Origin of the sequence: Desulfovibrio sp. (assembly GCA_016208105.1) — a bacterium.
In the GTDB taxonomy this organism is placed as follows: Bacteria; Desulfobacterota; Desulfovibrionia; order Desulfovibrionales; family Desulfovibrionaceae; genus Fundidesulfovibrio.
The window spans coordinates 39020-54116 of record JACQYS010000008.1; the positions used below are offsets into that span (position 1 = coordinate 39020).

General features: G+C 61.5%; 12 protein-coding genes. 9 read left to right on the forward strand and 3 right to left on the reverse strand.

What is annotated here, in order from left to right:
* Positions 1–137: 137 nt before the first annotated feature.
* The 9 genes from HY795_03130 (at position 138) to HY795_03170 (ending at position 12410) form a co-directional block, all read left to right on the forward strand.
* On the forward strand, positions 138–2159 hold the full coding sequence (locus tag HY795_03130) for a penicillin-binding protein activator (GenBank protein ID MBI4804206.1): 2022 nt from the start codon (positions 138–140) through the stop codon (positions 2157–2159).
* Positions 2156–3307: an acyltransferase gene (locus HY795_03135; protein MBI4804207.1), complete on the forward strand. Its 1152-nt coding sequence runs from the start codon at positions 2156–2158 to the stop codon at positions 3305–3307. The genes HY795_03130 and HY795_03135 overlap by 4 nt, the downstream gene beginning before the upstream one ends.
* 1 nt (position 3308) lies before the next feature.
* Complete coding sequence (locus HY795_03140; protein ID MBI4804208.1) at positions 3309–4139, forward strand: hypothetical protein; 831 nt, start codon at positions 3309–3311, stop codon at positions 4137–4139.
* Positions 4136–4426, forward strand: coding sequence for an Asp-tRNA(Asn)/Glu-tRNA(Gln) amidotransferase subunit GatC (gene gatC / locus HY795_03145; GenBank protein MBI4804209.1), 291 nt, complete (start codon positions 4136–4138; stop codon positions 4424–4426). The genes HY795_03140 and gatC overlap by 4 nt, the downstream gene beginning before the upstream one ends.
* Positions 4427–4436: 10 nt before the next feature.
* Entirely contained in the window at positions 4437–5903 is a 1467-nt protein-coding gene (gene gatA / locus HY795_03150; protein MBI4804210.1) for an Asp-tRNA(Asn)/Glu-tRNA(Gln) amidotransferase subunit GatA, read from the forward strand.
* A gap of 184 nt (positions 5904–6087) precedes the next feature.
* The gene (locus HY795_03155; protein MBI4804211.1) at positions 6088–7992 is read left to right on the forward strand and encodes an HD domain-containing protein; all 1905 of its coding nucleotides are present in this window, start codon (positions 6088–6090) and stop codon (positions 7990–7992) included.
* 122 nt (positions 7993–8114) lie between these two features.
* Positions 8115–9356, forward strand: coding sequence for a nucleoside:proton symporter (locus tag HY795_03160; protein MBI4804212.1), 1242 nt, complete (start codon positions 8115–8117; stop codon positions 9354–9356).
* Between the two features lie 61 nt (positions 9357–9417).
* The gene (locus tag HY795_03165; protein MBI4804213.1) at positions 9418–11097 is read left to right on the forward strand and encodes a hydantoinase/oxoprolinase family protein; all 1680 of its coding nucleotides are present in this window, start codon (positions 9418–9420) and stop codon (positions 11095–11097) included.
* Entirely contained in the window at positions 11091–12410 is a 1320-nt protein-coding gene (locus HY795_03170) for a histone deacetylase (protein MBI4804214.1), read from the forward strand. The genes HY795_03165 and HY795_03170 overlap by 7 nt, the downstream gene beginning before the upstream one ends.
* Before the next feature lie 185 nt (positions 12411–12595).
* On the opposite strand, the gene HY795_03175 is transcribed toward HY795_03170, so the two are convergent.
* The 3 genes from HY795_03175 to HY795_03185 all read right to left on the reverse strand — a co-directional run bounded on the left by HY795_03175 (position 12596) and on the right by HY795_03185 (position 15076).
* A complete protein-coding gene (locus tag HY795_03175; GenBank protein ID MBI4804215.1) occupies positions 12596–13261 on the reverse strand; it encodes a tetratricopeptide repeat protein in 666 nt (221 codons plus the stop codon).
* Between the two features lie 68 nt (positions 13262–13329).
* Positions 13330–14187 (reverse strand): hypothetical protein, encoded by an 858-nt coding sequence (locus HY795_03180; protein ID MBI4804216.1) that lies wholly within the window; start codon positions 14185–14187, stop codon positions 13330–13332.
* 22 nt (positions 14188–14209) lie between these two features.
* The gene (locus HY795_03185) at positions 14210–15076 is read right to left on the reverse strand and encodes a DUF459 domain-containing protein (GenBank protein MBI4804217.1); all 867 of its coding nucleotides are present in this window, start codon (positions 15074–15076) and stop codon (positions 14210–14212) included.
* Positions 15077–15097: the final 21 nt, after the last annotated feature.

Consider the following 15097-nt stretch of genomic DNA (forward strand, 5'->3'; position numbering starts at 1 on the left):
GGAGAGGCAAAAAGGCAAATCCGCAATGCCGATGCCTGGCATGCCATTCCATACACCACGCCAATCCTTGATTTGACGCGAGATGGGAGCTAGAGTAGCGCACACTGATTCGAATACTCCACAAGGGTTTACCCGCCATGATCACCTCACGCCTGCTCAACGCCTCTCTCATCATATTGCTTTTTACCCTCTCGGGCTGTGCCGGGATGGACTTCTTCGGCAAGGATGCCCCGCCAACCTCTCCCCAGGAGCAGGCGGCGCTCCAGGCCAAAGCCGACGAAGCATGGCGGGCCGCGAAATACGACCGGGCGCTCACCCTCTACGGTTTGATCCTGCAAGGCCAGTCCCTCACACGCGAGGCAAAGCTCACCGCCCACGAGCGCTCCGCCAGGGCCGCTCTCTATACCGGCCGGGCCGCAGAGGCCCTGACTTCCCTGGACAACTGGGCCCAGACCGATTCCAAAGTGAAAGCAACCTGGGAATGGACCAGCCTGTACATCCAAGCTCTTTCAGCCACAGGACGCGAACGCCAGGCTGAAGAACATCTGGCCAAGATACTCCAGGGCAGGGGGAATCCGTTCGAGCTGACCGGCCCGGCGGGCATCGAACTTGCCAAGCGCTATGCTTCCCGCGACCAGGCCAGCCAGGCTGCCCAGGCCCTTCGTACCCAGCACGCCAAAGCGCCCAACCGCAAGGACCGCGCCCAGTTCGAGTCGGACACTGCCCGCATGCTGGGTTCGCTTGAGCCCAAGCCCATGTCCGCTTTTCTTTCAACGGTGAACGAAGCCAACAAGAACGTCTTTCCCTACAACCTGATCGCTTTTGAGAACCTTCGCAGGGCTGTCTCAGCCAATCCCGCGGAACGCGGGCGCATGCAGGACATGGCCGACCGGCTGGCCCGTTCCTCGGACCTGGCCGATCGCGACCTTCCCGGACGCATTCTCGCCAGGGGTTTGAGCGAGGCCACTTCAGGGGTGAAGGCCGCTCCGCCGATTCCCGAGAAGGACACGGCCCTCGTCAAGCCCGGCACCGTGGCCGTGGCCCTGCTGCTGCCCCAGACCGGACAGCTGCGCGGTCTGGCCTCCAAAGTGCAGGCCGGAGCCAACGCGGCCAAGGCCATGCTCACCGCCCAGGGATCGCAGGTGGACATCCGGGTGATCAACACCGATGATCCCAATTTCGTGGACCACCTGACGGCCCTGCCCCATGAGGTCACCCTGGTGGGCGGGCCCATGCACGCCTCCTACTTCAAGAGCCTCCCGCCCAGCGGCGAATTGTCCCGCAGAGTGTTTCTCACCTTCATGCCCGAAATCTCCGACGCCGAGGAAGGCAAGCACGTCTGGCGGTTCTTCTGGAGCCCGCAGGACGAGGTCAGCGCTGTGTTGAACATTCCAATTGAAGAGGGCGTGAAGCGCTACGGGGTTCTCTACCCCGAGGACCGCATGGGCAAACGTCTGGCCGACGCCTTTTCCGCAGCCGTCACCGCTCGCGGGGGCGAAGTCGCCACCATCCAGCCCTATCCCCCCCAGGACGTGCCCAAATGGGGCGACATAGTGAAAAGCATGGTCAGAGCCGTTCCCAAGGGAACCGACGGCAAAAACTTCGCGGCCCGCCCTGACTTCGATGCCATCTACATCCCAGACGAACTGCAGCGTGCCGAGCACATGATCGGCCAGCTCCAGTTCTACCAGGCGGACTCGCTCATCGTGCTCGGTCCGCAGCTGTGGTCCACCGCGCTCTCCGGACAGGGGGCCAAGCCGAACATCAACCCCGCCAACTACCGTTTCGCATTCTGCCCGGGAGCCTGGTGGCCGCAGTCCACCTCCAAGGTCGTGACCGACTTGAGGTCCCATCTTCCCAAGGACCAGCAGGCCGACGCCGACTTCTGGACCTCCCTGGGTTTCGACTTCGTGCGTCTGGCAGCCACGGCCGGTACGGTTTCGCCAGATACCGCTCCCTCGGAAATCACCAGACGGCTTAACGAGGCGTCCAAAAAGATGGAATGGGCCATGGCTCCCATCAGCTGGGACAGCTCCGGGCACGCCAAGATGTCCATGTACTTTTTCAGGCCCTCGGTTGAGGGGCTGGCCCCGGTGGACAAGGACGGCTTCAAGGAGCGCCTGGACGCCCTGAGGGCCAAGCAGCAGCCCCAGCAGTGAATTCCGTGCGGGCTTTGCCCGAACGGGCGGCCTGGGACCCGTTCGCCCTGGCCGCCCGCGCTGTTCCCGGGCTGGACGGGCTTCGCGGTCTGGCCTGCCTGATGATCTTCAACGTCCATTTCTTCGCCCAGTTCGCCGACGCCTCCTACTTCGTCGCCCCTGGTGGCCTCCTCCACGAGATTCTGCACACCCTTCATTCCGGCTCCCACGGGGTGGACGTGTTTTTCGTGGTCTCGGGCTTTCTCATCTACGGTTCACTTACCCGCAAGCGCCCGAATCTCTCCCGGTTCCTGGTGGAACGCTACAAACGCCTGCTTCCGGTGGTGCTGGTGATAAACATCCCCGCGCTTTACTGGGTAAACGCCAACTGGAAGGAGATCGTGGACAACGTCTTCTTTCTCGACCTGTTCGGGTCCAAGCTGGTCACCTTCGTCTCCTGGGCATTGGTCTACGAGATGTACTTTTACCTGTTGTGCGGGGTGTGGCTCATCGTGCTGGGGCGCGGCAAGAACGGTCCGCCCTGGCTCTCATGGTCGGCGCTGTGCGTACTCTTCGTGGCCAACAGCCTCTCTTTCAAGCTGACTCCGGTTCTCTCCGACTGGCGCTTCGTGGGGTTCTTCGTAGGCATAGGATTGGCCATGCTCCGGGCCGACACTCGCGGCAGGCGGGTATTCGAGATGGTTCCGCGTGGGGTCTGGCCGGTCTGCCTTGGGGTGCTGGCCCTGGCCTGTTGGTTGTGGTCGCAAGATGTCGTGGGCATGCTTTCTGCGAAGTCGCCCGCGCTGGCCTTGGGCTATTTCACCCTGTTCGATCTTGTTGTGGCCCTGTTGGTGGCCTCTTTGGTGAACGCCGCAAGCGCAAAAACCTCACCTGGCAGCCAACATACACCAAGAGGAGTTCACTCTGCCGCCCTGCCCGCTGGAGGCGGAATCTTCACCTGGATGCCGCTTCGCTGCGTGGGAGCCGTGAGCTACTCGCTGTTTCTCCTCCACACCCAGTGGGGTCTGCCTCTGGCCACCACCCTCTTCGGCAAGCCAGCCAGCCTGGCAGGACTCGCGCTGCACTACGGCCTGAGCCTGGGCGTTTCGTTCATCCTGGCCACCTTCTTGTACATGCACCTGGAAAAGTTCTACTTCACAAGGCGCTGACATGGGCTGGCTCAAAAAAACCTTTCTCTACCGGGATGACTACATTCCGGCCCTGCAAGGCCTGCGGGGGATGGCCGTGCTGTGGTTCTTCCACTGGAGCTTCTACAGCCAGTTCGACCCGGCCAAGCTGTCGCGCATCGCCCGGGGAAAACCGTGGATGGATACTGCCCTCAATGCCTTGCGGCTGGCTGTGGCTCCGGGTGAAGCTGCATGGATTGTCATGCTGATCATCTGCGGGTTCCTGCTGGTGCGCAAGGGTTACGGCGGTGCCGATCCAGGCCGGTATTTTCTGAATACGTTCAGTCGCATCTATGGTTTGTACCTGCTCGTTGTCCTGCCCTCTTTAAGCTATATGCAGCCTGACCTCGCCACGATCGCCAGGACTCTGGTATTTCTTGAGGCTCCAGCTGGATTTCCTCCATTTATCACTCTTCTTGGCATCATTCTGGCCGCCAAGCTCCTCGTATTCGGCCTGACAGCCTGTAACGTGATCTCCCGGAAAGCCCGGCGTGGTAGTGGAGCGGCCCCTTTATCCCAAACCGTTCCTCCTTTCTTGCTGCCGCTGGCACACCCCGTTCTGCGTTATTTCGGGGCCGTGGCCCTGCCATTTTATCTCATCCACACCACCTGGGGGTTCAGGCTCTCGCGCTCCATTCTCCAGGGAGAATTGCACTCCATTCAGGCCATCGCTGCTCACTACGCTATGAGCCTGGCCTTTTCCGCTGTGTTCGCCGGGTTTCTCCACGTGTTCTTCGAGAAGCCCTCCTTCTTGCGAAACGCCCCGTCTGCGGATACTAAGCCTTCGTCCGCCACCCAAGGAGTCTCCCCATGAAATTCACACCTGAACAGGCAGCCAAGGTGGCCGCCCTGGCGCGGCTTACGCTGCCTGAAGACAAGCTTGAGCATCTGGCCGCCCAGATGGGCGACATCCTCTCCTATATGGACACCCTGGCCTCCTGCCCCACCGACGGAGTCGAGCCCCTATACAGCCCTGTGGAGCACGACACCCCCATGCGCGAGGACAAGGCCCGAAAGACCTGCCAGCGAGCCGACGTGCTGGCCCAGGCCCCCGAGTCCGACGGCAGGTTCTTCATCGTCCCCAAGATCGTCGCCGGGTAAAGGACGCGCCATGCCAGACATTACAACGCTTACTCTCACGGACCTGCGCGCCAAGCTGGCCGCCAAGGATATCTCCGCCACCCAGGCCACCCAGGCCTGCCTGGACCGCATACAGGCCACCGAGCCCAAGGTGGACGCCCTGCTTTGTGTCCAGGCAGAAGCGGTGCTCGAACAAGCCAAGGCTCTGGACCAAGCCGGACCAGACAAGGACAAGCCGCTCTGGGGCGTGCCCATCGTGGTGAAGGACGCCATCTGCACCAAGGGCGTTCCCACCACCTGCGGCTCGAAAATCCTCGAGAACTTCGTGCCCTTTTACGACGCCACCTGTGTGGAGCGCCTGAAGAATGCGGGGGCCATCCTCCTGGGCAAGGCCAACATGGACGAATTCGCCATGGGGTCCTCCACCGAAAACTCGGCCTTCAAACCCACCCGCAACCCCTGGGCCCTGGACAAGGTTCCCGGCGGTTCAAGCGGCGGCTCTGGTGCCACCGTTGCGGCCGGACAATGCTTCTCCTCCTTGGGCACGGATACGGGCGGCTCCATCCGCTTGCCAGCCGCCTTCTGCGGCGTGACTGGCATCAAGCCCACTTACGGGCGCATCTCCCGCTATGGAGTGGTGGCCTACGGATCAAGCCTGGACCAGGTCGGCCCCATGGCCCGCACCCCGACCGATTGCGCGGCAATGCTTGCAGTCATGTCCGGCCACGACCCCAAGGATTCCACCTCCGCACCCCGCCCGGTCCCGGACTTTGAGGCTGAAACCGCCGCGCGCAGGGACCTCAAGGGACTTCGCCTGGGCATGCCCGGGGAATACTGGGGCGAGGGACTCACTCCGGAGGTCAGGGACCGCTGCCAGGCTGCCATGGACACCGCCAAGTCCCTCGGAGCCGAAATCGTTCCGGTGAAGCTGCCCCACACCCAGTACGCCATCGCCACCTACTACATCGTGGCCATGGCCGAAGCCAGCTCCAACCTGGCCCGCTTCGACGGCGTGCGCTACGGCTACCGCTCGCCCGAGGCTCGCGACTTAAAGGAGCTTTACGAGCTTTCCCGCTCCAAGGGTTTCGGGGAGGAAGTGCAGCGCCGCATTGTGCTCGGCACATACGTGCTTTCAGCCGGCTACTACGATGCCTACTACCGCAAGGCGGCCCAGGTGCGCCGTCTTATCCGTCAGGACTTTTTGAACGCCTTTGAAAAGTGCGACGTGATCGTGGGGCCAACCTCGCCGTTCACCGCCTTCGGCCTGGGCGAGAAAACCGGTGACCCCCTCCAGATGTATTTGGCCGACATTTTTACCATCTCGCTCAACCTGTCCGGCCTTCCCGGGCTTTCGGTCCCTGTTGGGCTTGGCAAGGACACCGGCCTGCCCGTTGGATTGCAGATGTTCGGCAAGGCCTGGGACGAAGCGACGATCCTGGGTGCGGCGCATGCTCTGTCCGGCGCATTGCCCGGCCTTGGCGAGCCCAAGGGTCTGTAGAACTCCAAGCCGCATGTCTTCTCAGGCCGCCCCGGGATTCCGGGGCGGCTTTTTTTGTGTTTTCGGGCTGGTGAAAACTCCGCGAGATGAATCACTTCCTCCCTGTTCACTTTTCGGATACCTTTTTTACAAAAGGTGTACCCCACGAACCATAATGGCCGACGGCCCCTGTGGAGACAACCTGATGGGGAAATCCCGTCTTTCCCTTTCTTCCGCCATGGTCATCGCGCTCCTCACGCTCCTGTGGGGTGCGTCCATCACTCTCTCCATCATCATCTACTATTCGTCTGAAAGCTTCCTTCTTCCTCATGCCATTGCGCTCATGGAGAACGCCGTCACCTCGAGCACCATGCAGAGCCGCAGCTACTTAAACTTCGCCAGCGCCTCGGCCAACCTCACCAGCCGCCTCGTTCGCGAGGAGATCATCCTAAGCGGCGACATCGACAAAATGACCCAGTACTTCCTCGAAACCCTAAGGATTAACAGGTACTCTGGGATATACTTCGGTTTCGCCAACGGCGATTTCGCTTACGCCTACCAGGACGACGAATGCCAGCTTCCCTGTGCGGAGACCCTCACCATCGTCAACAAGGACGGCAAGCGTACGGCCACCGAGAGGCGCTACGACGCCAACGGAGAAATTGTAAGCGATCTGGAGGTGGACGACCCGTACGATCCGAGGCTCAGGCCGTGGTTTATAAAAGCCCGTGACAAAGGACAATTGACCTGGGTGGACCCGTACATCTTCTTCCACCAGAGCGTGCCGGGCATCACCACGGCCTGCCCTGCCTACGACCATAAGGGGCATTTCATCGGGGTGGCTGCCGTGGACATCGAACTTGGGAGCATGTCATCCTTTCTCAAGGCCATACAGATCGGTCAGGGCGGCACTTCCTTCATCGTGGACCGGGAAGGAGCGCTCATCGCCCACCACGACATGACCGCCCTTCTCGCCGCGGTCACCGCCAGGAAGGACCGCAGCCGGCTGCTCAACATCTCCGAAATAGACCAGCCACTTACCCAGCAGGCCTTCAAGGCCTTGAGACTCAGCGAAGGCCCCATCGACCTGACCAAACCCGAGGGACTCATTGCCACCTTCACCCATGACGGAGCCGACTACCTGGCTCTGTTCAAATCCCTCTCGTATCTCGACTCGCAATGGTACATAGGCGCCGTCTACCCCAAGAACGAGTACGTAGGCCCGCTGAAAAGAGGGCTGTCCATCTTCTACCTGATCACCCTGATCGTGACTGTGGGGGCCACATTGGCGGCCCTGTTCGTCTCCAGAAGGATAACCCAGCCCCTGACCGAACTTGAGCAGGAGGCCCACTCGATAAAAAACCGGATCATCTCCCCCCAATCTGAGCAGCGCAGCTCCTTCAGGGAGATACAATCCCTCTTCGAAGCCTTCGGAGAGCTCAAGGCATGGCTCAGGGAGTACGAGGAATCGAACATCAAGCTGCAAAACGACATCAAGCACGCCCACAAGGAAACGGTCCTGCACCTGGCGAGCTGCGCGGAATTGCGGGACAAGGAAACCGGCGACCACCTCCTGCGCATCAGCTATTATGCGGAATTCCTCGCCGCGAGACTGAACCTGGACCAGAAGGACGTGGACACCATATCCATCGCCGCGCCCCTGCACGACGTGGGCAAGCTGGGCATACCCGACAGCATCCTGAAAAAACCCGGCAAGCTCACGGATGAAGAGTGGACCGTCATGCAGACCCACGTGGACATAGGCAAGGACATCCTGAGTCCGCCTCAGTCCGAATTCATGAGGGTGGCCAACGACATCGCCCGTTATCACCACGAGAAATGGGACGGTTCGGGATATCAGCAAGGCCTCAAGGAGACCGGCATCCCCTTGTCAGCCCGTATCGTGGCCGTGGTGGACGCGTTCGACGCCATAACCACCGCGAGGCGCTACAAAGATGCCACGAGTTTCGACGGAGCCATAGAGATACTCGTAAAGGAGAGCGGCACGCACTTCGACCCGGCCTGCGTGAAGGCCTTCATAGGCGACCGGGAAGCGCTCCGCGCCCTCTTCGACACCCTCCGCAACGGACTGAGTCCACCCGCCGCGTGAGGGCCCTTGACTGCTGCGGACAACCCCTGCAAATAGTTGCCGATCGTTGGCTCGGCCGGGGTGTCCGGTTCAGGCGCCCATCATCCCGTAACCTTTCTTTTTGAACACCCCTTCGAGGCTTCATGATCAAAAGCGCCCTGGGTCTGGTTGTCCTGGTCTGCATCGCCTGGCTTTTAAGCACCAACCGCGGGCGTGTACCCTGGCGCATGCTGCTTGGCGGCATTGCGTTGCAGTTCGCCATCGCGGGTCTCATGCTCAAGGTTCCTCTGTTCTCCGGGGTTTTCATGACCCTGAACAAGGTGGTCCTGGCCATGGAGGAGGCCACCCGCGCCGGCACAACCTTCGTGTTCGGCTACCTGGGAGGCGGCCCCGTCCCCTTTCCCGATCCCAAGCCCGGACAAAGCTTTATCCTGGCCTTCCAGGCGTTGCCCCTGGTGATCGTCATCGCGGCGCTGACTTCGCTCCTCTATTATTGGCGCATCCTGCCCCGGGTGGTGCATGCCTTTTCCTGGGTACTCAAGAAGTCCATGGGCATCGGCGGAGCCCTGGGCGTGGGCGCGGCCGGAACCATCTTCCTGGGCATGATCGAGGCTCCGCTTCTGATCCGGCCATACCTACTCCAGATGACCAGGAGCGAATTATTCGCCCTCATGGCCACGGGGCTCTCCTGCATCGCCGGAACCATGCTCATGCTCTACGCCGCGGTGCTGGGCAACGTGATCCCGGACGCGCTCGGGCATATCCTTACCGCATCGGTCATCCATGCCCCGGCCGCCCTGGCAATTGCCGCTGTTATCATCCCGGAAACCGAGGCACCCACCCTGGGCGAGGACATCCCCCCCTCCCCGGCCACCGGTTCCATGGACGCCGTGGCCAGGGGCACCTGGGAGGGATTCCAGCTTTTTTTGAACATCATCGCCATGCTCATCGCCTTCATCGCCCTGGTGAAGATCGTGAACCTGGGGCTTGACCTGGCACCCGACTTCGGAGGCGAACAGCTTACTCTGCAGCGCATGCTGGGCTGGCTGCTCTCTCCCCTGGCCTGGCTTCTGGGCGTGCCCTGGCAGGAGGCCCACACGGCGGGAAGCCTTCTTGGCACCAAGGTGGTGCTCAACGAGTTCATCGCGTTCATCGACATGGCCAACCTTCCTGCCAACGCCTTGTCCGAACGCACCAAGCTTATTCTGGCCTACGCCATGTGCAGCTTCGCCAATTTCGGCAGCGTCGGGATCATCATAGGGGGGATGGGAGCGCTCTGCCCGGAACGGCGCACCGAGATCGCCTCCTTGTCCATGCGCGCCCTGGCCGCCGGGGCCCTCGCCTCGCTCATGACGGGTGCCGTGGTGGGTATTCTTTTCCCGTAAGCGTGAGGTTGTGAGCCTTAAGGCAATGGTGTTTGGAAACAATCCGTGCTAGCTTGACTCCATGCTGCTTGGCATAGACGTGGGGGGCACGCACACGGACGCCGTCCTGGTGGGGACGGACGGTCTTAAGGCCTGGGCCAAGGCCAAGACGAACCATACGGATCTGATGGCCTCAATCCGCGATGTTCTGGGACAGATTGTGCCCCAGGCCGGCCATGAGCCCATAACCCGCCTGAATCTCTCCACCACCTTGTCCACCAACGCCATCGTGGAGGGCTTGACTGAGCCCGTTGGCGTTTTCGTGGCCGCGGGTCCCGGGGTCAACCCGAACGCATACGCCGTGGGCCAGCATTTCCGGACCATTTCCGGCGCCACCGACCACCGGGGGCGCATAACCTCCCCCCTGGATGAAATTTCCGCCCTTGAGCACGCGGCCCACTGCAAAACAGCCGGTGTGAGCGTTTACGCATGCGTGGGCAAGTTCTCCCCCCGAAACCCCGATTTCGAGGAAACCCTGCGGGGGGTGGTCCATCCCCAGGCCGACTTCGTCAGCTGCGGCCACGAGTTTTCCGGGCAGTTGGGCTTTGGACGCCGCATCCACACCGCTGTTTTCAACGCCTCGGTCTGGCGGGTGTTCAACCGCTTCGCCGACGCGGTGCAGCGATCGGCCATCGGCTTCGGCTTGAATGCCCAGGTGAACATCCTGAAGGCGGACGGGGGCACCATGCCCCTGTCCATGTCCCGCACGTTTCCCGTGGAATCCATCCTCTCCGGCCCGGCCGCATCGGTCATGGGCATCATCGCGGTGTGCGACATCGACCAGGATTCGGTCATTCTTGATATCGGCGGAACCACCACGGACATCGCGCTTTTCGCTGACGGAGCGCCGCTTATCGAACCGGAAGGGGCAGTGATTTCCGGCAGACCGACTCTGGTCCGGGCGCTCAAGAGCCGGTCCATCGGCATTGGCGGAGACTCGGCCATCACCTTTGTAGCCGGCCATGTTCGTGTCGGCCCGCGCAGGCTCGGACCGGCCATGGCTGAAGGCGGCAACCACCCCACATTGACCGACGCCCTCAATGTATTGGGCTCGGCAGAGCTTGGCGACGTGTCCGCCTCCCGCCGGGGTTTGAATGAACTGGCCGCCCAGCACGGTTCCGATGGACGAACCATGGCCCAAGACGCGGCCTTGGCAGCTGTCACTTCCATCCGGGCGGCCGTGATCGAGCTCACCCGGGCGGTGAACGACCGCCCCGTCTACACCATCTACGAACTGCTCGAAGGCAAGCGTTTGGTTCCAAAGACCGTCTACGTCATGGGAGGACCGGCCAAGGCCATGGCGGGACTTCTGTCCGAAGTGTTTCCCGAGGACGTGCTGGTTCCCGGCAACTACGCCGTGGCCAATGCCATCGGCGCGGCCCTCTCACGGCCCACTCTTTCCGCCGAGCTCTTCGCGGACACGCAGCGGGGGCGCATGCTCATCCCAGGCCTTGATGTCGAGGAAAGTGTTCCCCGTTCCTACGACTTGGACGCGGCCCAGGAAGACGCCGCCAGGTACCTGCGCCAGTATCTGGAGCATCTGCGCATCGAAGATCCCGAGGGAATGATGGAGACCATTGAAGCGCAATCGTTCAACATGGTCGAGGACGACGCCATGGTTGGCAGAACCATCCGCGTCAAATGCCAGATCAAGCCTGGCGTGCTGCCCGGATACCGCAAGGCGGTGAGCCGCCAATGCTGAAAGCCCCAAGCTCGCTGGGCGTGGTGTTCTTTCCGGCCTACGATTGGGCCATCAGCCCAACGCACCCCGAACGCCAGGAGCGCCTGCTCTACACGCAGGACCAGCTGCGCGAGGAAGGCCTCTTCGACTTCGAGGGCATCCGCGAATACAAGCCCGACGTGGCCAAGACCGGCGACGTGGACCTGGCTCATTTCACCTTCCCGGACGTGGAGCAGGTGGTCACATCCTCGCACCTCATCTCCGCGGGCGGGGCCATGCGTGCGGCCAGGCTGGTGATGGAACGCGAAGCCAAACGGGCCTTCGCCCTGGTCCGCCCGCCAGGACACCACGCCATGAAGGTGGTGCACGGCACGCGCGGCTTCTGCACCATCAACATCGAAGCGGTGATGGTGGAATACCTGCGCGAGCGCTACGGAGTGCGCCGTATCGCCATAGTGGACACCGACTGCCACCACGGCGACGGCACCCAGGACATCTACTGGAACGATCCGGACGTGATGTTCATCTCCATCCACCAGGACGGACGCACCATCTACCCCGGCAGCGGCTTCCCCTATGAGCTTGGCGGCCCGACTGCCATCGGCTCCACCTGCAACATCCCTCTACTCCCCGGGACAGGAGACCAAGGCATCCTGCACATGCTCGACAACGTGGTGTTGCCAGTACTGGAACGATTCAAACCGGAAATCATCATCAACTCGGCCGGGCAGGACAACCACTTCTCCGACCCCATCACCAACATGGCCTTTTCAGCCCAGGGGTATGCCGAGCTGACCCGCAGGCTCGGGGCTCACATCGCTGTGCTTGAAGGCGGATACTCCATCCAGGGGGCCCTGCCCTACGTTAACCTGGGCATCTGCCTTGCCATGGCGGACATGGACACCTCCCAGGTGAGCGAGCCCACCTACGACCCGGAAATGATCAAGCAGGAGCAGCGCGTCACCGACTATACCCTTTCCCTGGCCGACCAGTTGCGGAATTATTTCATGGATCCGCCTCCCATGCCCAAGCACGGCCGTGTTGAAGGCGAATGGTTCGTCCGCGAGAAGGAAATTCACTACGACACGGACGGAATCTTCGAACGCCAGACCGAGAAGGTCTTCATGTGCGGGCAGTGCCCTGGCACCGTGGTCATCGAGAGCCGGGCGGACAGCGGCCCGCTGTGCCTTGCGGTTCAGATACCGCTACACGCCTGCCCGGCCTGCGTCGAAAAAGGGCACGAGGTCTTCGAGACTGGCCAGAGATCAAAGAACTACCGCCGGGCCATGCTGGTTGACCGGCCGGGGAAGGACGTGAAGCGGGTGTTGATATAAACGTCGAGGCTGCCCCGACGTTGTCTTCAGCGCAACCCAGGGGAGTATCTTCGGTGCCAGCCTGAAAGAATTCGCCCGCCACCGGAATCGATGGCGAGCGCAATAGTTAGAAAGGCGAGTTCCAAGACGGTTTGACAGCCCTGGATACACCTTGTGTACACTGGTCAGCGAGATTCTTTGCGGCGTTACTTACCAGCCGTTATTTCCTTCACCGCATCCGCCACCCGCTTGCCGTCCGGCATCTTGGCCTCGGGATGAATGGCCAGGAGCTCCTGCCAGGCCTTGAGCGCTGCCTGTTTGTCCTTAAGATCGAACAGGTAGACCACTCCCGTGTTCAAGCGGGCCTGTTGGTGTTTGGGGTCGATGGATATGGCCTGCTCAAAGGCCTTGAGCGCCTCCTGCGTTTTCCCCATGACCCGGAGCATGATCCCCATGTCGGTCCAAACGTTTGGCTGGTTGGGGCTTAGCGCCAGAGATTTCTGATAAGCCACTACGGACCTATCCGGCAGTTCGGCATCGAAATAGGTGTCCCCAAGCTTGGCCCAGACCACAGGATCGTTGGGGCTCTTGGCCGCCTGTTCTTCCATGGCCTTGGCCTGGGCCATCAGGGGGGAAGTCATGGGGTTCTGGCTTTGTCCAGGCGCAGCTTGCTGGGTCTGCTGCTGATGCATTCCAGGTTTGCCACCCTGGGCGGCATCCTGGTTGAAAACAACCACCGCCCCCTGCCAACCGAGAAACACTCCCGCAAGCAGCATGACCACGCACAGGGCCACGGCGGATTGCCTGCGGACCATGGGACGCGGCTCCGGAGAGTCCTGTCTGGCCGGGGTGGGATGCTTGGATTTCTTCATTGATTCTCCTCGATCTTTCCATGAAAGGCTTTCACAGCCGAGCACCAAACTAAGCCGGGCCGGGATGTCTACTGCCCTGACGCGCCCAGTCCCTTGCCGTATTTTGGATTCAGAGCGGCCTTGGACAAAAAGTAGTCGAACTTGATCTTGCGGTTCAGATAGATACGTTCCCAATAGTAGGTGGACGGGTCTTTCCAAACCAGCCGGTCCTTTGTTCCGTCCTGAAAAACGGCCTCGACGGCCGGGTCCGGACAATCGGCGTAGCCGCCCGAACGCAGGGTAATGGTGGCCACGAAGGTAAGGGACTTGAAGGTCTCGCGCAAATCCTTGGAACGCAGCCTCTCTATGTAACGGCTGTCCAGCTCAGTAATGCTCAAGAGGTCCACTTCGCCCCTGAACTCCGCCTTGCCCGGTTCCAAGACCTTCCAAGAGCGGGAGGTGAAGAAACCGTAATTGTCAAGCGCTTGTCCAAGGGTAACCGCCGGGTTGAATCTGAGCTTGGCCGCCCTGAAAGGTTCCACATCTCCTGAACTCTGGCCAGCTCCAGACACCTGTTCCGTTGCCGGAGACGGGGCAGGGGATTGGGAATGAGTGTCCAGACCCTTCACGTCCACCTTTGACACCGGCAAAGTGAATACTGGGGCTTGATCGTTGAAAATGAGCAGATGCCCTGCGACTTCCACAGTGAGTTTGCGTTCCACAGCCTGGTCCAAGGCGGCCCGTGTGGCCGGGGGGAAGAACTCCCTGTCGCCAAGCACGATCAGCTTGTTGTTCTCAAGAAGCAGCCGGTACACGGTGGCCTGGCCCTCAGCGGCAACGCCGACCTTGCCCGTTCGCGTGACCTGCATCTCCTTGATCAGCCTGGCTTGGGCTGGGCCTGCGGACAGCGCGGCGGCCAGGACCGCCAGGATAACTATACGAATCATGACAACACGTCCTTCGTCGCGATCACACACCGCGATCTGCCAGGGGCGCGCTCCCCTGCAAGGGGCCGTCCCAGGTTATCCTCGTTTCCAGGGCGGCCAGGCAGCGCCCGGCCAGGGCCTGAGCACCGGCTGTGGTCAGGTGGATGCCGTCTCTGGCTCGCAGGGCGGCTCCCCCTTCCACATCAGGCTTGGAAAAGGCGAAACCGCCCCCGGCTGTGGCGAACACCGGCCAGGTGTCCACATAGTGGCAGTCGCTCAAGGAAGCCATGGTCTTGCGCAAAAGGTTGTTGATGTGCCGAAGGTCTCGGTTCAAGTCCTCGTCGGCCATGACCGGCGCGCCCAGCCAGAATACTGTGGCCGTGGCATTGTGGGAGCGGATGATCTCCACGATGCGCTTGACCTTGGCGCTGTACGCCCGGTCCCACTCGGCGGTGCCGTAGGTGATCTGCGAACCGTCCGCCTGGCGCAGGTGTTTGTTGTCGTTGGTGCCGAGCATCACCACCACCGCGTCGGGCCGGTAGCGACGGGCCAGGTTTTCCATGTTGCGGTCCCAATCGAAGAAATCGGGCCGAGCCAAACCGGAGGACACCTTCCCCAGGCTTGTGAATCCTAGCCCGGGTTTGCTGGCCAAGCATTTTTCCAATTCGGAGGCGAGGCTTATGGAGAGCGAGTCTCCCGTTACTGCCAAGGTCTTGATCTGGCGCTTGGGAAGGCGGCTTGCGAAGAGGTCCTTAGGGGTGAGGTTGGGACGTTCCAGAGCGGCCAGGGCCTGGGACTTGCTGGACTTGGCGAAGGCGGAGTTCTCGCCTCCATCAAGCCCGGCGCATCCGGTGACGGTAAGCACCGCAAGTACGGTGACGAGCTTGTTCGTAAATGATGAAATACGCATGGCACCTCCGTTTGGCCCCAT